This window comes from Gordonia sp. YC-XJ4 (assembly GCF_059511865.1).
The window spans coordinates 4,966,210-4,987,067 of record NZ_CM183447.1; the positions used below are offsets into that span (position 1 = coordinate 4,966,210).

Below are 20,858 nucleotides of genomic sequence, written 5' to 3' on the forward strand. Positions count from 1 at the left end.
GCACTCAGGCTGTCACAGCCTGCTGATCGGAGGCCGCCGCGGCGTTCTTGGCCCAGCGGTAGTCCGCCTTGCCCGCCGGGGTGCGCTTGACCTCGTCGACGAACACGATGGTCCGCGGAACCTTGTATCCGGCCAGCGATTCGCGGCAGTACTCCTGGATCTCGGCGAGGGTGGGCTCCGCCTCGCCGTCGGCGACGCGGGCGACCGCGGCCACCCGCTGACCGTAGCGTTCGTCGGGCACCGGGACCACGAGTGCATCGCCGATCGCGGGATGGGCGTGCAACACCGCCTCGACCTCCTCGGCGTACACCTTCTCCCCACCGGTGTTGATGCACTGCGAACCCCGGCCGAGGAAGACGATCGACCCGTCGGCCTCCACGGTGCCCATGTCACCGAGAATCGAGATGCGACGGCCGTCGGGCAGGGTCGGGAAGGTCCGGGCGCTCTTCTCCTCGTCCTTGTAGTACCCGAGCGGTACATTGCCGATGCGTGCGATGTAACCGACGTCGCCCGAGCCGGGCTCGATCTGGTTGAGCCGCTCGTCGACGACCATCATCTTGTCGGTCGGCGGTACCCGCAGATTACCGTTGTCGTCCATCATGATCTCACCGTCGTTGCCCGACTCCGACGCGCCGAAGTTGTCGCGCAGGATGAGTTCGGGTTTGATCGCCGCGAATCGGTCGCGGTTGTGGTGCGACCAGATCGCGCCGCCGGAGGTCACCGAGAACAGCGATGACAGGTCGACGTCGTCCTTGCGGCGTTCCATCTCCTCGACGAGCGGCATCCCCATCGCATCACCGACGATGAGGATGATCTGGATCTTCTCGTCCTCGATGCCCGCCACGATCGCGGCCGGATCGAAGTCGCGCATCAGCACCAACCGCCCGCCGAGGGTCAGGAAGGTGAACAAGGAGTACGACGCGGCGCCGTGCATGAGTGGAGCCGCGATGTTGAAGGCGATGGAGCCGAATTCCTTGACCGCGCTGCCCACCTCGGCGAGATCCTTGCGGGCGTCGCCGTACGGGTTGCCCCCGGAGATGGGCTTGCGGAAGAAGTCGTCGTGACGCCACATCACGCCCTTGGGGTATCCGGTGGTGCCGCCGGTGTAGAGCAGGTACAGCTCGTCACCGGTGCGGGCCTCGAAGTCACGCTCCTCCGACGCCGCGGCCTCGTCGGCGAATGGCACGATCGAGACCGTCCGTCCTTCGGGTAACGACGCTGCGGCCGTGGTCAATTCGTCGACGACGTCGCCGACGACGAACACCGTGCGAACCAGCGGCAATTCGGGAAGCAGTGCGGCAACACTGCGTTGATGCTCGGGGAGTTCGACAATGATGCCCCGTGAGTCGGAGTTGTCGAAGATGTAGCGCAGCTCGGAGTTGGTGTACCGATAGTTGACGTTCACCGGGACCGCGCGGATCTTCAGCAGCCCGAGCAGGCTGGTGACGTGCTCGACACTGTTCTTCAGGAACAGCGAGACATGATCTGCCGTACCGATACCGTTGTCGCGCAACAGGTGTGCCACCCGGTTGGCGAGTCTGTCGAGCTCGGCGTAGCTGATCTGGCGGCCCTCGTAACTCAGGGCGATCCGCTCGGGCACCGAGTCCGCGACGGTCTCGAACACGTCGGCCAGATTGAACTTGACGGGGGTCTGCGAAACGGGGGTCTGAGCGTCTGGGGTCTGGGCGTCTGGGATCTGGGCGTCTGGGATCTGGGCGTCTGGGGTCATGATTGACGAACTCCTTTGGGGTGTGAGGTCATGCGGTCAGGACCAGACCGCTGGTGGGGACGCCGGTGCCTGCGGTCACGACGACCCTCGTCGCATCGTCGACCTGGTTGACCGACGTACCGCGCAGTTGCCGTACACCTTCGGCGATGCCGTTCATGCCGTGGATGTAGGCCTCACCGAGCTGGCCGCCGTGGGTGTTGAGCGGCAACCGCCCACCCACTTCCAGGGCGCCGGGCTCGGCGACGAAATCCTTGGCCTCGCCCCGGCCGCAGAAGCCCAGCTCTTCGAGCTGGAGCAGCGTGTACGGGGTGAAGTGGTCGTAGAGGATCGCCAGATCCATGTCGTCGGGGCCCAACCCCGACTGCTCCCACAGCTGCCGACCGACGAGGCCCATCTCGGGGAGCGCCGCCAACTCGTCGCGGTAGTAGCTGGTCATGATGAACTGGTCGGCCGCACTTCCCGCGGCAGCGGCGGCGATCACCGCAGGCGTATGCGGCAGGTCCTTGGCACGCTCGACCGACGTGATCACCAGCGCCACACCACCATCGGACTCCTGGCAGCAGTCCAGCAGATGCAACGGTTCGGCGATGTAGCGCGAGGCCTGGTGGTCGTCGAGGGTGATTGGTTTGCCGTAGAAGAACGCATTCGGGTTCACCGCCGCGTGTTTGCGGTCGACGACGGCGATCCGACCGAAGTCGGCACTGGTGGCGCCGAAGTCGTGCATGTAACGCTGCGCGACCATCGCGACGAATGCCGCCGGGGTCGACAAGCCGTGCGGGTAGGAGAACGCATTGTCGGTACCCGACGAGTTCTCCTGATTGGCGACGGCCGAATTCACCTGTCCGAAGCGCAATCCCGACCGCTCGTTGAAGGCACGGTAGGCCACGACGACGTCGGCGACACCGGTCGCGACCGCCATCGCGGCCTGTTGCACGGTCGCACACGCCGCCCCGCCGCCGTAATGGATGCGCGAGAAGTAGGTCATCTCGTCGATGCCGACGGCGCGGGCGACGGCGATCTCGGCATTGGTGTCCATGGTGAAGGTGACCAGGCCGTCGACGTCGGCGGGGGTCAGTCCGGCGTCGGCGATCGCCGCACTTACCGCCTCCGCGGCCAGCCGGAGCTCACTGCGCCCGGAATCCTTGGAGAACTCGGTGGCACCGATGCCGACGATGGCGGCCTGTCCGCCCAGTCTGCCCGTCACTTCAGTGTTCCCGTCACTTCGCTGTTCCCATCACTTGCGTGCAACGTCAGTGAGACCGTCGAGATGACGTGTTTGCCAAGGGAGTTGGTACCCACCACCGACACGGTGGCCGTGTCCTGATCGCATGCGGTCACCTCGCCGGTGAACGTCACCGAATCGTAGGCGTACCAGGGCACCCCCAACTTGAGGGTGATCTTGGTGATGCGGGCCGACGGGCCGGCCCAGTCGGTGACGAACCGCTCGACCAGTCCGGTGTCGGTGAGGATGTTGACGAAGATGTCCTTGGAGCCCTTGGCGTGCGCGAGATCCCGGTCGTGGTGCACGTCCTGGAAGTCGCGGGTGGCCAGCGCGGTGGCCACGACGAAGGTCGGGGTGGCCTCGATCGTCAACTCCGGCAACCGCGTTCCCAACTCCACTGCCGGTGTCGCCTCGATGGTCATGACCGCCCTCCGTTCTCACGCGGGGTGAAGGCGTAGAGCGTCCACGCCGGCGCACCGGTGTCGGGGTCGGCGGGGAAGTCGAGATAGGTTGTGGTGACCGGCATCCCGATTTGCACCGCATCGGGGTCGACGTCGCGCAGTTCGCCGAGCATGCGGACACCCTCGTCGAGTTCGACGAGTGCGACGACGAAGGGCAGGCCGCGTCCGGGGACCTTCGGCGCGCGGTGCACCACGTAGCTGTACACGGTTCCGAATCCGGTGGAGACCACATAGTCGGTGTCCGGGACGGTTCCGTCGGCTGCGCGGGGTTTCCAGGTCGCCGGGATCGGCGGATGCCGCAACGAGCCGTCGGCGACCTGCTGGATGCGCAGTTCGTGTGCCGCCACACCGTCCCAGAAGAACGCGGTGTCCCGGGACGCACTGGGCCGCAACATCTTCGCGGGGTCCAGATCCTCCGGGACCGTCGTCGTCTCCGGAACGGCTGGGCCGGCCGGCGGACGGAATTTGAGGATGCGGAAGTCCATCTCGGCGACCACCTCGTCGCCGACCGACCAGGTGTTGCGGGTGGTGAAGAACCAGCCCTCGCCGAGCGCGGTGGTCTTGGGGCCGACGACGTCGACGAGTTCGGCCGACAGGCTCACCTCTTCACCGACCTCGACGTAACGGTGATAGGTGGTGTCGCAGTTGGTGGCGACGACCGAGGTGTAGCCGGCCTCGTCGAACAGTTCGCTGGCGCGCCCGAGCGGATCGTCGGCGCTGCGCACCCCGCGCAGTCCGCGCATCGTCCACACCTGCGCCATCGCCGGTGGTGCAACAATCCCCCGGTGGCCTGCGGCACGAGCCGCGTCCGCGTCGACGTAGATGGGGTTGTCGTCACCCATTGCCTCCACCCAGTTGCGGATCATGGGCAGGTTCACCGGATCCCGGCCGGCGACCGGTGCGCTCGGTCCGGCCGCCTTGATCTGTTCGGTGGCCTCGAGGATGGCCTCGCTCGTCTGGGCGGTCATCGCTTGGCCCTCGGCAATCCGAGTCCGGCGGTGGCGATCATGTCGCGCATCACCTCGTTGACGCCGCCACCGAAGGTGATGACCACGTTGCGTTTGGCCTGCACGTCGAGCCATCGCACGAGCTCGTCGGTGTCGGGGTCGGTGAGATCACCATGGCGGGTGAGGATCTCGTCGATCATGCGGTGGATGCCCTGCAGTCGTTCGGTCGCGAAGACCTTGGTGGCCGCGGCGTCGGCCATCGAGATGGCCTCACCGGTGGAGGCCACCTGCCAGTTGAGTAGTTCGTTGATCCGGGCGTAGGCGTCGATCCGGGCGAGCGTGCGACGGACGTCGGGGTACTCGGCGATCGGTGTGCCGTCGGCACCCGGACGCTGTGCCCAGCGCCGCACGCGCGCGGCCAGTCCCTCGACGCGTCCGGCGGGGCCGAGCATCACCCGCTCGTGGTTGAGCTGGGTGGTGATCAGCCGCCAGCCGCCGCCCTCCTCGCCGACACGCATCGAGACCGGCACCCGCACGTCGTTGTAGTACGTGGCGTTGACGTGATGCGCGCCGTCGGCGGTGATGATGGGCGTCCACGAGTAGCCGGGATCGGTGGTGTCGACGATGAGAATCGAGATGCCCTTGTGCTTGGGGGCATTCTTGTCGGTGCGTACCGCGAGCCAGATGTAGTCGGCGTCGTGGCCACCGGTGGTGAAGATCTTCTGCCCGTTGACGACGTAGTGGTCGCCGTCGAGCACGGCGGTGGTGGTCAACGACGCCAGGTCGGTGCCGGCCTCGGGCTCGGTGTAGCCGATCGCGAAATGCACGTCGCCGGAGAGGATCTTGGGTAGGAACAGGTCTTTCTGCCCCTCGGTGCCGTGTTCCTGCAGGGTCGGGCCGACGGTCTGCAGGGTCACCGCGGGCAGCGGGACGTCGGCACGGACCGCCTCGTTGGTGAAGATCTGTTGTTCGATCTCACCGAAACCCTTGCCGCCATACTCTTTGGGCCATCCGACGCCGAGCCACCCGTCGGTACCCATCTGCTTGATCACCTTGCGGTAGGTCTTGCCGTGCCGCTCGGTGAGCATGGTGTGCGCGTCGTCGGGGCTGATCAGGTCGGAGAAGTATTCGCGCAGTTGCATTTTGAGCGCCCGTTGATCGGGCGTCAGGTCAATGAACATCGGTGGTCTCCTCGGCGTGCAGGCCCGCGAGCTCGTCGATCCGCGCCGACGGCCCCCCGACCAATCGGGCGAGGTCCTTGGCGATCGAGAAATACCGGTGCAACGGATAGGTGACGTCGACGCCGAGTCCGCCGTGCAGGTGGATCATCGTGCGCAGGGTCGGGGGCAGCTCGTCGGCCATCCAGTAGGTGCCGATGGCCAGATCTTGTTGCGCATCAAGATCTTCCGACATCCGCCACGCCGCGGCGGTGGTCGCGAGGTTCATCGAGCGGCCGACGACGTAGACGTCGGCGAGTTGCTGGCTGACCGCCTGGAACAGTGCGATCGGCTTGTCGAACTGGTGACGATTGGTGACGTGGTCGGCGGTCAGTCGGGTGGCGCCGGCGATCAGGCCGTCGGCGTAGGCGCACAACGCGATCCGGTAGGCGTCACGCAACACCGCGAGGTCGGCGGTGAGCAGGTCGGCGGCGTCGACGGAGACGTCGTCGAAACGCACCGTGTACTCACCCCAGCCGCTCGAGGACGGGGTGCGCACCAGCGCCACGCCGGGTGCCTCCGTGCGTACCGCGACGACACCGGCGTCGGCGCCGACGAGCAGCACCGTCGAGCCCTCCGCGTGCAGGACTCCGGTCTTGACCCCGTTCAGCCGGCCATCGCGCAGCGTGGTCGACGGGGCGTCGGTGAGTGCACCGCCGAGCTCGCCGAGTGCGACGGCGTGCCAGGCGCCCTCGGCGAGCGTGCCCGCCCATCGCTGCCGCGAGTCGAGGGTGCGCAGCACCAGCGCCGAGGCCAGTGATCCGATCGCGGGCACCACGGCCGCCGACTCCCCCAGCCGACGCAACAGCGGCGTCAGCGCGAGGATGCCGAGATCGTCACCACCCAGCGACTCCGGAAGCGCCAGATGTCCGAGTCCGGCAGCGGTCATCTCGTCCCAGAGCGCGGTGTCGAAGCCGCCGACGGTGTCGGCGAACTTCGACTCCCAGACCGTGTCGTGTCGTGTGAGCACCTCGGCGGCGACGTCCCCGACGGCGATCGCCTCGGTATCGACGGCAAAGTCCACCCCGGCACCTCCTATCGCAAGAATTAGAACCTGTTCTAGTTGTATCAGATCAGGCGCGCGGGAGTCCGAGGATTCGCTCCGCCGCGGCCGTCTTGAGGATCTGGGTGGTGCCGCCCGCGATCGACAGGCACCGATTCTGCAACGCGAGATCCGAAGCGCCACCGGCTATCACCGCGTCGAGTCCCAGGAAATCGAGCGCGGCCTCGGGGACCGACTGCCGGTGGGCGACGCCGATCAGTTTGCGCACATTCGACAGCGCCCCGGGATCATGTCCGGCCAGGCGCCGGGTGACCGCACGTGCGTCGAGGACCCGGCCGATGTGGGCGTCGGCGACGAGTCGGCCCAATCGTGCCTGCTCGGCGCGTTCGAGCGGCCGGGACATCCCGGAGATCTGGTGCAGCAGCGACTCCATCTCCTTGCCGAGCCCGGAACCGCCCATCGCCACCCGCTCGTTGGCCAGGGTCGTGCGCGCCAGTCGCCACCCGCCGCCGACCTCACCGACCACGCAGTCGTCGGGGACGAACACCTCGTCGAGGAAGACCTCGTTGAAGTTCGCGCGACCGGTCAGCTCGCGCAGCGGCCGGATGTCGATGCCCGGCGAGGCCATGTCGACCAGGAAGTAGGTGATGCCCTTATGCTTGGGGGTGTCACCATCGCCGTTGCGCGCCAAGCAGATTCCCCACTGCGCGTTGTGCGCCTGTGAGGTCCAGATCTTCTGTCCGGTCAGCATCCAGCCGCCGTCGGTCCGGGTGGCACGGGTGCGCAGCGAGGCGAGATCCGAGCCCGCCTCGGGTTCGCTGAACAGCTGACACCAGATGATGTCGCCGGCCAGCGTGGGCGCCACGAAACGGTCGCGTTGGGCGTCGGTACCGTGCTCGAGGATCGTCGGGATGGCCCAGGCCCCGATGACGAGGTCCGGCCGGACGACACCGGCGCGGTCGAACTCGGCGTCGATGAGCAGTTGGAGTGCGGGGTCGGCGCCGAGCCCGTGCGGCGGCGGCCAGTGCGGTGCCAGATAGCCGCTCTCGGCGAGAAGCCGACGTTGCTCCGATTCCGGTGCGGCGCGCACCTTTTCGGCCATCGCGCGGACCTCTGCTCGTTGGCTCTCGACGGCCGACAGGTCGATCTCGAACTCCCGCCGCCCGCCGTCGAGTCCACGCTGAGACAGCGAGATCCGCGCGGGAACACCGGCGTCGAGACGGGCGCGCGCGGTCATCGCCGACCGCAGATACAGATGCGCATCGTGCTCGAAGGTGAAGCCGATGCCGCCGAGGACCTGCACGCAGTCCTTGGTGACGGCGCCGGGGAGGTCGGCGACCAGGATGTCGGCGACGTCGACGCTCAGCGACAACTGTTCGTCGGCGTCGGCAGCGGCGGAGTCGAGGGCGTTCGCGAGATCCCAGGCCGCGGCCTCGACCTGCTCGGTGCGGCACAGCATGTCGGCACAGATGTGTTTGATCGCCTGGAAGGAGCCGATCGCGACCCCGAACTGGGTGCGGACCTTGGCGTAGCCGACGGCGGTGTCGAGCGCCCAGCGGCACACCCCACTCGCGAAAGCGTTGCGCGCCAACGCCAGTACACCGTCGACGAGGGGCGAATCGGCGCACACGATCGGCGCATCCGGCTCGAGGCCCTCGATCGTGACGCGGGTGACCGGCGTGGCCCCGTCGACCGGGGTCTCGACGGTCCGCTCGCGCATCCCATACGCGGGCGCGAGAATCCGCCATCCGTCGACGGTGGGCAGGAGCAGTACCGCTGCGTCGACGTATCCGGGGACCACCAGCTCGACCCGATCCCCGATGGACGGCAGCGGACCGTCGAAGACCGGGACGACTCCGGGAGCCTCACCTGCGACCACCGCGGCCAGCAGTTCCTCGGCCCGCGGGTCGTCGGTCATGGTGAGCGCGAGTGCGGTCGCCGCGGTCTCCCCGATCGGGCCGGGTACGAGGTCGCGGCCGCATTGCTCGAGCATGGCGGCGAGGTCGGTGAAGCCCGCGCCCAGACCACCCTTCGATTCGGGTAACACCGCGGCGAACAGCCCGAACTCGGCGAGTTGGTGGAACAATCCCAACCAGTCCTCGCCCGGTTTGTCGATCTGGGCGCGGGCGATGTCGGTGGTACCGACCCGTGCCGACCAGGCCGCGATGGCCTCGCAGACCGCGAGCTGTTCGGAGGACGTGGCGAGAGTCACGGGATTCCTTCGGTGTCGAAAGGTGACCAAGAACTAGAACCTGTTCTAATATGCCATGAGGGACGCGCGTTCGCCTACCCACCCGCTCGACCGCACGACCCACCACGACCCGACGACGTGAGGATGTCCGAGAGCACATGGCTGCATCTGACAACGCCGCAACCGCGACCGAAGCGGTCGCCGAGACCGGCACAGGCGAATACGGGTCCGCGGCGCAGCGCGACCGACGGCGTCGAATCCTCGACGCCACCCTGACGTTGGCGTCCAAGGGCGGCTACGACGCCGTCCAGATGCGGACCGTCGCCGAGAAAGCCGACGTCGCGGTGGGCACGCTCTACCGTTACTTCCCGTCGAAGGTGCACCTGCTGGTGACCTCGCTGGCGCGCGAACTCGCCCGCGTCGAGTCCCGGGTCGACCGGTCACAACTGCGCGGCGACAACGCGATCGAACGTCTGCGCCACGTCCTGGACATGATCACCTTCGCGATGCAGCGCGACCCACTTCTCACCGAGGCGATGACCCGGGCGTTCATGTTCGCCGACGCGTCGGCGACCGCCGAGGTCGATCAGGTCGCCGGCATCATCGACCGACTACTCGCCGGCGCGATCGTCGACGAGGGAGAACCGGGCGAGGAGGATCTCGCCATCGCCCGCGTGCTCGCAGACGTGTGGATGTCGAACCTGGTGCAGTGGCTCACGCGCCGCGCGTCGGCGACCGATGTCACCAATCGCCTCGAACTGACCGTCCGACTACTACTGAAGGATCGGGTGCCCCACTCATGAAGACCCGACTGACCTGCCCGTGCGGCGAGATGCTGCGCGGCACCACCGAAGACGAACTCGTCGACAACGTCCGCAAGCACCTGGCCGAGAATCATCCGGACCACGAGTACTCGCGCAATGAGATCCTGTTCATGGCCTATTAGGCGTCCGCCGGCCCGAACCTAGTTGCCGGCCGGCCGCTTCGCGAGGTCGGCGGCGATCATCGGCCAGGTGTCGTGCAGGTCCTGCTCCCAGTAGGCCCACGAGTGGGTTCCGGTGGGGCGCAACAGGACCTTGTTCTCGACGCCGAGCTCGTTCATCCGCTGGGCCATCTGCTCGGTGCACTGGTTCACCGCGGCCTCGATCACGCCGCCGAGGAGGATCTGGTTGCCCAGGGTGACCGGATCTCCGTCGATGAGCGGCGCATTGAGCTGATCGTTGGGGCCTGGCAGACCGCTGCCGCTGGTCATGTACACCTTGGTGCCCTTGAGTTTTCCGGCGTTGACGTAGGGGTCGTTGGCCACCCATCCGGGGCCGCCGGGCACGCCCCACATGTTGACGATGTTGCCGTGGCCGCGATCGCCGACGACCATTCGGATGTAGGCCAGACCCAACGGGTCACTGGTGCGGGCGCACCCGCTGTAGGCGGCGACCGACTTGTACAGCCCCGGGGCGGCGATCGCGAGATTGAGCACCGAGGTGCCGGCCATCGAGATGCCGGCGATGGCGTTCTCGCCCGTCGTGTCGAACTCCTTGTTGATCAGCGGCGGAAGCTCTTTGGTGAGGAAGGTCGTCCACTTGTTGCGCCCGAGTACCGGATCGTCCTTCTGCCAGTCGGTGTAATAGGAGAAGGCGCCGCCGATCGGCGTCACCACGTACACGTTCTTGTCGGCGAAGTACTGCATGTAACTGGTCTTGGCGGCCCAGGTGGCCGAGTCCTCGCCGCCACCCGCACCGTTGAGCAGGTACAGCGTCGGCGCGGGCTTGCTCTTGTCCTTGGGCAACAGGACCGTCACCGGGATCAGCTTGTCCATCGACGCCGAGTACACGATCGCGGTGACCTGCTGGGGCGAGTCGTGGACGAGGGTCTGGATCTTCGACGCATTCATCGGTGCCGGATTGGCGGGATTGGCCGGCTGGTCGGCGGTCGAGGTGGTCGACGTGGTCGTGGTGTTGGTCGAGGAATTGGGCGGCGCCGGATCGGTGTCGGCGATGCCGACGCCCGTGCCGGTGAGCGCGCCGACGGTCACGGCGGTCGACACCGCCGCCAGAACCCGCACCAAGCTCTTATGCACCATCAGCCCCTTCAATCACAACAGTCACAGTTTTCTCAGCTTAACGCCCCGAATCGGCGTCCCGGAAATCGCGGGAGCGGTCGTTAGCCAGTTGTGATGGTTCGCGTTCGGTCAACAATCCATGCGCGCACGTGCAAGTAATGCCGGCCGCCGATTTCGAGAATTGTGGCAGCAGTCACAACGACCGAGAGAGCGGAGACGCAATGACGGCAGTGGACATCGACGGCGAGGCCACCCACCTACCCGCGGGCACCGAGACGAGGCTTTTCATCGGAGGTGCCTGGCGCGCGGCCGCCGACGGTGAGACCTTCACCGACCTGAACCCGGCGACCGGTCGGCCCCTGGTCGACGTCGCCGCGGGCTCGGCCACCGACATCGATGACGCGGTCCGGGCGGCCCGTGCCGCACTGTCGGGCAGTTGGGCCGCCACCCCCGGCGCGGCTCGCGGCGCACTGCTCAACCGGGTGGCCGACCTCATCGAGCGTGATGCCGACATCCTGGCCCGCCTCGAGTCGCTCGACATCGGCAAGCCGATCGGGCAACCGGCCATGCTCGACGTCCCCAATGCGGCGGCCACGTTCCGTCACTTCGCGGGCTGGGCCGACAAGATCACCGGTCAATCGATCCCCACCGCCGGCTACTTCGGTCGGCCGACGCACTCCTACACCGTGCGCGAGCCGGTCGGTGTGATCGGCGCGATCATCCCGTGGAACACCCCGCTGATGATCGCCGCATGGAAGCTCGCACCAGCCCTGGCGGCCGGGAACACCGTCGTGGTGAAGCCCCCGGAGGATGCGCCACTGTCGATCCTGCATCTGGCATCGCTGCTCGCCGAGGCCGGACTGCCCGACGGTGTCGTCGGCGTCGTCCCCGGACTGGGCCAGGTGGCGGGTGATGCGTTGACCGCGCATCCCGACGTCGACAAGATCAGCTTCACCGGAAGTCCGCGGGTGGGTCGCCACATCCTCAAGGTGGCTGCCGACACCTTCAAGCGCACCACGCTCGAACTCGGTGGTAAGTCACCGCAGATCATCCTCGCCGACGCCGACGTCGAGGCCGCGATCAACGGCACCGCCATGGGGCTGTTCTTCAACCAGGGCGAGGTGTGCGCCGCCGGAACCCGTGTGCTGGTGCATCGTTCGCACTACGACGCGGTGGTCGAGGGACTCGCCGGCGCCGCGGCCGCGCAGGTCCTCGGCGACCCGTTGGATCCGGCCACCACCATGGGCGCGTTGGTCAACGCGAAACAGCAGGCCACCGTGCTGGACTACATCGCGTCCGGCCGGTCCGAGGGGGCACGACTCGTCGCGGGCGGCGAGCGTGGCGGGGAGTCCGGATTCTTCGTGCAGCCCACCATCTTTGCCGACGCCACCAACGACATGCGGATCGCCCGCGAGGAGATCTTCGGGCCGGTTGGCACGGTGATCGCGTTCGACGAGCCGGACGAGGCGATCGCACAGGCCAACGACACCGATTACGGTCTCGCCGCGAGCATCTGGACATCGGATGTGGCCCAGGCGCATTCGCTGGCGGCGCAGGTACGGGCCGGAGCGGTCTGGGTCAACGGGTGGGCGGCGATCGACCCGGCGTTGCCCTGGGGCGGCATGAAGACCAGCGGTGTCGGCCGTGAGCTCGGGTGGGCGGGCATCGTCGCGAACACCGAGGAGAAGGTCGTCACCGTCGTTCTCTGAACAGACAGACCTGTGACGACCGCCCGAACATCGGACCACCGAAGTAATTTCACCGAAGACAAGGATCGATCATGAAGACACAAGCAGCAGTTCTGTGGGAGCCCGGTCAGGATTGGCAGATCGAGGAACTCGAGCTCGACGCGCCGAAGTACGGCGAGGTGAAGGTCGAGCTGGCGGCGTCGGGGATGTGCCATTCCGACGAGCACGTCCGCGACGGCAGCGTGCCCGTGGGGATGTATCCGTACATCGGCGGCCACGAGGGCGCCGGTGTGGTGACCGAGATCGGCCCGGGTGTGAAGTCCGTCGAGGTCGGCGACCACGTGGCCCTCGGTTTCATCCCGGCCTGCGGGCGGTGCCCGTCGTGCGCCAAGGGGATGTCGAGCATCTGTGATCTCGGCGCCAATCTGCTTGCCGGCGTGCAGCTCTCCGACGGAACTTCCCGCCATCACGTCAACGGCCAGGATGCGGGTCTGATGTGCCTGCTCGGCACCTTCGCACCGGTGACCGTGGTCAACGAGGCGTCGTGCGTCAAACTCACCAAGGACATCCCGCTTGACAAGGCCGCGCTCGTCGGGTGCGGTGTGACCACCGGTTGGGGCTCGTCGGTCTACGCGGCCGGCGTTTCCGCCGGTGAGACCGTCGTCGTGTTGGGTATGGGCGGTGTCGGCTGCGGTGCGGTGCAGGGTGCCGCGCTGGCGGGTGCTCGGCACGTCGTGCTCGTCGATCCGTCGCCGTTCAAGCGGGATCAGGCCAAGATCTTCGGCGCCACGCACGCGGTCGCGAGCATCGAGGAGGCACAGGAACTCCTACAGGAGATCACTTGGGGTCAGCTGGCCGACAAGGTGCTCATCACCGTCGACGTCGCACAGGGCGCCCTGGTGGCACCGGCGATGAGCCTGGTCGCCAAGGGTGGTGTGTGCGTGCAGGTCTCGGTAGGTGACCTGACCGCCACAGATGTCACGATGAGCCTGTTCGACCTCACCGCGATGCGCAAGACGTTCAAGGGCGCATGGTTCGGCAACGCCAACATCCGCTTCGACATCCCCCACCTGCTACGTCTGTACATGGAGGGGCGCCTCAAGCTCGACGAGATGATCACGCGCACATACACTCTCGACCAGGTCAACGACGGCTACGCCGCGATGCGCCGCGCCGAGAACGTGCGCGGGGTGATCATGTACTGACGTTGCGAACGCTGCCCGAGTTGGCAGACGCGGTGGGTGTACCACCCGCGTTTGCCAACTCGGGCAGCGGTTTTCATGGGACAGGGCACGGTCGACTCGAGACTACCGCCACCCTGTACGCCTGACGGAACGTTGATGGCCGCCTGAACATACTTGTGTGGCTCGACCGTCAGTGCTGCTGGCGACAGCCTCGTCGAGATTCGTCCGAACAGTCCAAATCCCCCAAATTGGTCCGAATAGATGATGGTCGCTCAGGCCCTCAGACCTACAGTCGTGACTAGTCAAATCGGGACGAAATGGACAACGGAAGGTACGAGATGACACTGCCCAAGCACATAGGACTGACTGCCATTGGCGTGGGAGTATTGGGTGCAGTAGCGGTGGGACCAGCAGCGGCCGCAACTCCGGCGCCCGGTACCGAGGCGACCTTTGTCAGCGTGTCCACGACCGCCGAGACCGCGACGATCACGTTGACCGCGCCACCGCTGATGGCATGCACGGGACCGCTGATCGCTCACGGTACGCCCGCTGACATCACAAGCACCGCGTGGACTGGCCCCAGGGATCTACTGTCCTACAGCACAACGCTCGCCGATACGGACCGGTTCCGCGGGGTGGCGCAGCAGCAGCCGGAGATCTTCGGAACCAGAACCAAGACCGTTGACCTCGACGCCGGGCCATACGTCCTGTTGATTCAATGCACCCCGTATACCGCAGACGGCGACTTCGCCGGAGATGATACGAACTACCACAAGGCATTCGTGGTTGGCGGCCCATCGAACCCCACGAACCCCACGGGTCCGGGCTCTGGAGCATGGGGAAGTCTCGAGAACGTCCTCCCCTGACGTGAGCCAGGTACGCCGGTCACATCTTTCACTACGGACCGTACTGCCACGAGGTGATCGTCCCGTCGGACACACACATGATCGCCTTACCGTCCGGAGTCTCGGAGACGGGTGGACCGCTCGAATCGCACGGATCACCAACGTTGTGAATCTCGCCATCGGTCTGCGCGTGTCGAACCCACTGATAGCCACCGCCGGCGCCCAGGTAGGTGCACACCAAGCTGGTTCCGTCGGCGGCTGTACCGAACGTCGAGGCTTCAGATTCCAGGCACGATCCACCCAGGACCACCGCTGACCCCGTCGGCTGTGCCGTCGTCGTCTCGGTAACGGGGGGGCACGGGGATCGGTTGAGTGACAGTCGGAGACGGAGCAGGGGTTGATATCGGAGGTCTGGTCGATGGCGTGACGGTGACCGTCGACGTGACAGCGCGATCCGCGTCAGCTTTCGGATCGTGCTTGGCAACCATGTATGCGATCGCGACACATAGGACAGCGACGAGTACGAACGCCAGCACCGAGAGCGCCCACAGAAGTCCGTTGCGACGACCGGACGGTGACTTCTCGTGGAATGCCATATGCCGCGATCCTCAACTCGGACACTGATATTGGTCTGGGAAGCGAACACACAACGGCGGTAACGGTTGGTTGGGTCCGTACCCGTCGCCGGAGTTCGGGTCATAAGTCGGCTGCACACTGACCCATTGACCCCCTTGGCAGGTCGAGTAACTTCCGTTACCACCGGGAATGACGGCTCCGTCGTTACACTGCGGCGCAGGGGTATCGGTCGTCTGGGCCGGCGTTGGCTCGGTGACCTCGGTGGTCGGGACAGTCGTGGGAGTCGCCTGGTCGGTCTGCGACGACGGGCCGGCAAGCTTCGTGAAGTCCCCGCGCCAGACAGCCGTCCCGATCACGACCGTAGCGTTCGTCAATTGGTCCACTCTCACCGAGAAACCTTCCCGCACGGTTTGGGTGGCGCCGGGCGCCACTACTCCCCCATTGAGCTCCTGGCCGATCGAGTCATCTCCCTGCCCTGCATAGGGCATAGCTGTCGGCGCTGGAACCCCTTCTGCCCCATAAGTCAGGGCCGGCGTTGCCCACTGCGAAACGACATCGGCACCGGTGTTCTTCACGTGAAAGGTGAACACGGCGCCTGGAACCGCAGCCCCATTGCCGACGCTAGGGGCGAGTAGTTCCTCGTCGACACCGGTGATGGCGATCTCCAACGCGCCATAGTGGGCCGTCTGGCTCGGTGCGGCCACAGAGTCGCTCGATCGTACTGCACTACTGCGCGAGGACGATTCGGTGGCCGAATGCTCTGTGGCTGCACAACCGACAAGAAGGATCGCACATCCGATCAGGCACATGGCCGCTGCAGGACGACGTTTCATCGGCACTCCTGACTATGCGTTCACGTGATCGGGAGAGATTCGACCACCTCAGAATTTTGCCTCGCGAACAATCACTGCGGGCCCGAATCGCTGTCGTCTGTCCGAGGGAAATCGTCCTTTCGCCCTACTACTGGTCCAGTCCGTGGATGCGTGCGTGGATGTCGGAGGTGCCGTTCTCGCGGCGGCGACGGTTGCGTTCCCGCTCGGCACGGCGACGGGCATGTTTGGCCGCCACCCGCGTCATCGAACGACGGGGTGCTTGCAGTATCCGCGGGCCCGGTTTCTCCGGATCACCCTCGTCCTCACCACCGGCCGGCCTCTGCCGCGCCCGCGGCGGTGTGAACCGCACCTGCCGCAACCCGGGGAACAAGACTTCCAGATTCTCCGGTTTCCCCGGCACCACCAAACCCTCCGGGATCACGAACTCGGTCCGCAACCGGCCCGCACCATCGCGATACTGCATATCGAGCCATCCGGTACCAAACGTCTTGAGTAGATGGAAGAACCGCGACTTGATGTTCAGATTGTCCGGGCTGGTCTGCCCACCAGCCGCAGGATTGTCGTGATCGAACTCCTCGACATGCTCGACGTCAGCAGCAAACGACGGCGTCGCATCCCCCGGATTCACCCCGACACCATCACGCACCCGCACAAACGTGTCCAACGCCGACGACGGACGATGCGGATCAGACGGCTGATACGCCGGCACCGTGAACGAGCCATCCCCGTTCTCCACGGTCCCCGCGGGCACGACCGGCCGCACCACCGTCCCGGGGCGGGTCACGATCTCGGCAACCTGGGTATCGGCAATCACCCCATGCCCGATCAGGAACCCCGCCGACACGCGTCCTTCGTCAGGGGTCGCGACCTCATCAGCAGGCGTGGCCGTCGCCGCGGCGACCGTCGAAGCGTCCGCGATCACATGCACGATCGCCGCACCGGTCATCGGCGGCACCGTACCCGGCTCCGGGATCACCGCCGTGCACTCCGCACTTCCACAACGACATTCGAACACCGTCCCCGACAACAACGCGAAACACGCATCCGAACACCGCAGCGCGACCGTCCGCCCATCCCCTGGACACACCGCATCAGCAAGCCGCCGCACCCCCGCCACCGCGACCGCCATGTCCTCGGCCGACATCGTCACCGACAACCGGCCCATCCCGTCACGCGTCGGACGAGCAGTCATCTCCCGACCATCAGTGGCCCGACGCCGACGCTCCCGCACCGCATCCCGATCGTGACGGAACACAATCCGATCCACCATCGTCGCCACCGACCACCGCGACCACGCACCACGATGCACCCCGAGTTCGACGGCGATCTCCGCATCGACATCAGCAGCGATCTCGCGGCCATCCACCAACTCGGTATGCGAGATGACCACCTTCACCAGATCCGCCGAGATCTGCCCGTCACGCAACGAGAACAACACCTTCGGTAACCGGGTATGCAACGCGATCGCGTGCGACAACAACTCCTCGGCAGCCCGCTGCGACAACGACAGACAATGCGCAAACCGCGCCGCGACCTGCGCATGCTCGTCACACAACAACCACGAATGATCGGTGCCCGACGACTCAACACGCCGCACACTCTGCGCAACCCGCCACGCCTGCCCATACATCTCATACGCCAGATACGACTTGCCGCGCTCCAAATCGATCATCGCGCACAACGACTCGTTGACAGCTTCGTCGCGGGCACCATCGGCAAGGGGTACGTCGGCCGTGACAGGGATATCGGAACTGTTGGGTATATCGGAACTGTCAGGGATGCCGGCGAGGATCGGCTCCAACAACACCGGCCACACTGACGGCGACGACCACAACCCCGCCGTCGACACACGCTCTCCGGTCATCACCACCCCCTCCCGCCGCACGATGCCATGAACACGAACTCGCCGATCATTACCACTACCCACACCCTAACGATGACCACCGACAAAACACGCCGGCTCAGGAACCAGCACCGGCACAATCGGACGCTCCTATGTCTTGTCAAGAGCGGGTATTTATGCTGCGTGAGCTGGGGTTTCACCCCCGTTCGAGGGAGTGTTGTCGCCGTATTCGAGGAGACCGTAAAGCTCACGTGCGACGTAGGTTTTCAAGCAACGCCGAATCTCGCGCTTACTCTTCTTCTTCCGCCCGTTCGACTCCGACTGCCATTTCTGCACATACCTTTTCGTCCGAGGATCATGCTGCATCCGCACCAACACGATGTGATGCAACGCCCAATTCAACCGACGATCCCCCGACCTGTTGAGCCGATACCGCGTGACCTCACCACTACTGGCCGGGATCGGAGCAGCCCCAGCCAACATCGCAAACGCCCCACGACTACGAATCCGACCCGGATGCGACCACGCACACAACACCGTCGCCGCCACAATCGGACCCACCCCGTGCACATCCAACAACGCCGGCTTCCACGACTTCACCACCGCCTTGATCTGCTTCTCCAACTCCGCAGCCTCGGCCTCCAACGACTGGACCCGCTTGGCCAACCTGCGCAACACCCGCGCCATCGCCGCCGTATCCGCATCCCAGGACTTACTGATCCGCAACACCGCCGCCCGATCAACCATCGCCGCCGTCGACGACTCGACCCGCACCCGATCCCGCAACACCTGCGGCGCCGACACCGTCAACCCAAACAACTGCCGAGCCCCATCAGCAGCACCCTGCACCGCCGACGCCCGCACCGCCAACAACGCCGCCAGCCGATCCCGCCGCGCCCCACTACGCGGCACCCCCAACTGCGGGCGCGCCAACGCCTCCCGCGCCGCCCGCACCGCATCAATCTCATCACTCTTAGCACCATGACGACGCTTCATCCGCTCCGGCCGATCAAGCTCAATCACGTTCTCCACCAAATCATCACCCAGCAAATACCGACACAACCCCGCCCCGTGCGACGAGGTCCCCTCCACCGCCCAAAACCGCGCCGGAGAATACCTATCGGCAAACACCACCAACCGCGCGAACCCATGAACATCCGCGCTCACCCGCACCTGACCCAACACCGCACCCGTACGCGCATCCACCGCCGCAGCAGCATGCTCATGCACATGAGTGTCAACGCCGATCACCACCTCGACCAGCTCCCGCAAATCCGTCACACTAGTCACGTGTTCTCTCCATTCCAGTAGGGAACCAACAGTGGTTCCGGCCCGGGAGAGCGGCAGGCACGACTATTGACGGGACACAGATGACGCGGCTACGTCATCAGGTCAAGCTCCTATCAAGCAACCCGCACACCCGGGCCGGGACCGATGAACCAGAGCGGACAAGTCCCGTTCAGGACACGAAGTCAGTCTCGAGGAGGGCCACACCCCGGTCCATCACCCACAACCTAATACGGCTGCACCCCTAATTCTCATAGTCTCGAGGCTCCTCGCTGCGCTCGTCGCACCTCGACCACCGGGCAAGGGGACACCGAGTTCCTATCGTCACCGCGACCAGCGGGATCAGAGGACACCGAGTTCGTATCGTCACCGCGACCAGCAGGATCAGGGACACCTCGCCACACCCTAACGACAGCCACCGACAAAACACGCCGGGTCAGGAACCAGCACCAGCACAAGGGGACGCTCCTATGTCTTGTCAAGAGCGGGTATTTATGCTGCGTGAGCTGGGGTTTCACCCCCGTTCGAGGGAGTGTTGTCGCCGTATTCGAGGAGACCGTAAAGCTCACGTGCGACGTAGGTTTTCAAGCAACGCCGAATCTCGCGCTTACTCTTCTTCTTCCGCCCGTTCGACTCCGACTGCCATTTCTGCACATACCTTTTCGTCCGAGGATCATGCTGCATCCGCACCAACACGATGTGATGCAACGCCCAATTCAACCGACGATCCCCCGACCTGTTGAGCCGATACCGCGTGACCTCACCACTACTGGCCGGGATCGGAGCAGCCCCAGCCAACATCGCAAACGCCCCACGACTACGAATCCGACCCGGATGCGACCACGCACACAACACCGTCGCCGCCACAATCGGACCCACCCCGTGCACATCCAACAACGCCGGCTTCCACGACTTCACCACCGCCTTGATCTGCTTCTCCAACTCCGCAGCCTCGGCCTCCAACGACTGGACCCGCTTGGCCAACCTGCGCAACACCCGCGCCATCGCCGCCGTATCCGCATCCCAGGACTTACTGATCCGCAACACCGCCGCCCGATCAACCATCGCCGCCGTCGACGACTCGACCCGCACCCGATCCCGCAACACCTGCGGCGCCGACACCGTCAACCCAAACAACTGCCGAGCCCCATCAGCAGCACCCTGCACCGCCGACGCCCGCACCGCCAACAACGCCGCCAGCCGATCCCGCCGCGCCCCACTACGCGGCACCCCCAACTGCGGGCGCGCCAACGCCTCCCGCGCCGCCCGCACCGCATCAATCTCATCACTCTTAGCACCATGACGACGCTTCATCCGCTCCGGCCGATCAAGCTCAATCACGTTCTCCACCAAATCATCACCCAGCAAATACCGACACAACCCCGCCCCGTGCGACGAGGTCCCCTCCACCGCCCAAAACCGCGCCGGAGAATACCTATCGGCAAACACCACCAACCGCGCGAACCCATGAACATCCGCGCTCACCCGCACCTGACCCAACACCGCACCCGTACGCGCATCCACCGCCGCAGCAGCATGCTCATGCACATGAGTGTCAACGCCGATCACCACCTCGACCAGCTCCCGCAAATCCGTCACACTAGTCACGTGTTCTCTCCATTCCAGTAGGGAACCAACAGTGGTTCCGGCCCGGGAGAGCGGCAGGCACGACTATTGACGGGACACAGATGACGCGGCTACGTCATCAGGTCAAGCTCCTATCAAGCAACCCGCACACCCGGGCCGGGACCGATGAACCAGAGCGGACAAGTC

General features: G+C 65.7%; 16 protein-coding genes. 5 read left to right on the forward strand and 11 right to left on the reverse strand.

The window, feature by feature from the left end; translation table 11 throughout:
* Positions 1–4: 4 nt before the first annotated feature.
* From AC5ZH6_RS22045 to AC5ZH6_RS22075, 7 genes are read right to left on the reverse strand one after another with little or no spacing between them, the layout of a single operon-like run.
* Positions 5–1,729, reverse strand: a complete 1,725-nt coding sequence (locus tag AC5ZH6_RS22045; RefSeq protein ID WP_288337727.1) for an AMP-binding protein — start codon at positions 1,727–1,729, stop codon at positions 5–7.
* 28 nt (positions 1,730–1,757) lie between these two features.
* Positions 1,758–2,933 carry a lipid-transfer protein gene (locus tag AC5ZH6_RS22050; RefSeq protein ID WP_020170104.1) on the reverse strand — a complete coding sequence of 392 codons (1,176 nt, stop codon included), beginning with the start codon at positions 2,931–2,933 and terminating at the stop codon, positions 1,758–1,760.
* Complete coding sequence (locus AC5ZH6_RS22055; protein WP_014361409.1) at positions 2,930–3,373, reverse strand: MaoC family dehydratase; 444 nt, start codon at positions 3,371–3,373, stop codon at positions 2,930–2,932. Before AC5ZH6_RS22055 ends, AC5ZH6_RS22050 begins: the two co-directional genes overlap by 4 nt.
* Positions 3,370–4,380, reverse strand: coding sequence for a bifunctional MaoC family dehydratase N-terminal/OB-fold nucleic acid binding domain-containing protein (locus tag AC5ZH6_RS22060; protein ID WP_014361410.1), 1,011 nt, complete (start codon positions 4,378–4,380; stop codon positions 3,370–3,372). Before AC5ZH6_RS22060 ends, AC5ZH6_RS22055 begins: the two co-directional genes overlap by 4 nt.
* Positions 4,377–5,540: an acyl-CoA dehydrogenase family protein gene (locus AC5ZH6_RS22065; RefSeq protein ID WP_014361411.1), complete on the reverse strand. Its 1,164-nt coding sequence runs from the start codon at positions 5,538–5,540 to the stop codon at positions 4,377–4,379. Before AC5ZH6_RS22065 ends, AC5ZH6_RS22060 begins: the two co-directional genes overlap by 4 nt.
* Positions 5,530–6,600, reverse strand: a complete 1,071-nt coding sequence (locus tag AC5ZH6_RS22070) for an acyl-CoA dehydrogenase family protein (protein WP_014361412.1) — start codon at positions 6,598–6,600, stop codon at positions 5,530–5,532. The genes AC5ZH6_RS22065 and AC5ZH6_RS22070 overlap by 11 nt, the downstream gene beginning before the upstream one ends.
* A gap of 49 nt (positions 6,601–6,649) precedes the next feature.
* Positions 6,650–8,791, reverse strand: a complete 2,142-nt coding sequence (locus AC5ZH6_RS22075; RefSeq protein ID WP_014361413.1) for an acyl-CoA dehydrogenase family protein — start codon at positions 8,789–8,791, stop codon at positions 6,650–6,652.
* Between the two features lie 137 nt (positions 8,792–8,928).
* On the opposite strand from AC5ZH6_RS22075, the gene kstR reads away from it, so the two are divergent.
* On the forward strand, positions 8,929–9,573 hold the full coding sequence (gene kstR / locus AC5ZH6_RS22080) for a cholesterol catabolism transcriptional regulator KstR (protein ID WP_014361414.1): 645 nt from the start codon (positions 8,929–8,931) through the stop codon (positions 9,571–9,573).
* Positions 9,570–9,716 carry a YuzB family protein gene (locus AC5ZH6_RS22085; RefSeq protein WP_006369769.1) on the forward strand — a complete coding sequence of 49 codons (147 nt, stop codon included), beginning with the start codon at positions 9,570–9,572 and terminating at the stop codon, positions 9,714–9,716. The genes kstR and AC5ZH6_RS22085 overlap by 4 nt, the downstream gene beginning before the upstream one ends.
* 18 nt (positions 9,717–9,734) lie before the next feature.
* Here AC5ZH6_RS22085 and AC5ZH6_RS22090 read toward each other — a convergent pair whose 3' ends face one another.
* Positions 9,735–10,850 (reverse strand): alpha/beta hydrolase, encoded by a 1,116-nt coding sequence (locus AC5ZH6_RS22090; RefSeq protein WP_043456731.1) that lies wholly within the window; start codon positions 10,848–10,850, stop codon positions 9,735–9,737.
* A gap of 200 nt (positions 10,851–11,050) precedes the next feature.
* Here AC5ZH6_RS22090 and styD point away from each other — a divergent pair, with 200 nt between their 5' ends.
* The 3 genes from styD (at position 11,051) to AC5ZH6_RS22105 (ending at position 14,567) form a co-directional block, all read left to right on the forward strand.
* On the forward strand, positions 11,051–12,538 hold the full coding sequence (gene styD, locus AC5ZH6_RS22095; RefSeq protein WP_288337728.1) for a phenylacetaldehyde dehydrogenase StyD: 1,488 nt from the start codon (positions 11,051–11,053) through the stop codon (positions 12,536–12,538).
* 71 nt (positions 12,539–12,609) lie between these two features.
* Entirely contained in the window at positions 12,610–13,722 is a 1,113-nt protein-coding gene (locus AC5ZH6_RS22100; RefSeq protein WP_006369766.1) for an NDMA-dependent alcohol dehydrogenase, read from the forward strand.
* A gap of 380 nt (positions 13,723–14,102) precedes the next feature.
* Positions 14,103–14,567: a hypothetical protein gene (locus AC5ZH6_RS22105; protein WP_496167826.1), complete on the forward strand. Its 465-nt coding sequence runs from the start codon at positions 14,103–14,105 to the stop codon at positions 14,565–14,567.
* Between the two features lie 1,515 nt (positions 14,568–16,082).
* On the opposite strand, the gene AC5ZH6_RS22110 is transcribed toward AC5ZH6_RS22105, so the two are convergent.
* The 3 genes from AC5ZH6_RS22110 to AC5ZH6_RS22120 form a co-directional block, all read right to left on the reverse strand.
* Positions 16,083–17,819, reverse strand: coding sequence for a DUF222 domain-containing protein (locus AC5ZH6_RS22110; RefSeq protein WP_288337729.1), 1,737 nt, complete (start codon positions 17,817–17,819; stop codon positions 16,083–16,085).
* A gap of 153 nt (positions 17,820–17,972) precedes the next feature.
* Complete coding sequence (locus AC5ZH6_RS22115; RefSeq protein WP_211545477.1) at positions 17,973–19,079, reverse strand: IS110 family RNA-guided transposase; 1,107 nt, start codon at positions 19,077–19,079, stop codon at positions 17,973–17,975.
* A gap of 498 nt (positions 19,080–19,577) precedes the next feature.
* Positions 19,578–20,684 carry an IS110 family RNA-guided transposase gene (locus AC5ZH6_RS22120; protein ID WP_211545477.1) on the reverse strand — a complete coding sequence of 369 codons (1,107 nt, stop codon included), beginning with the start codon at positions 20,682–20,684 and terminating at the stop codon, positions 19,578–19,580.
* Positions 20,685–20,858 lie beyond the last annotated feature (174 nt).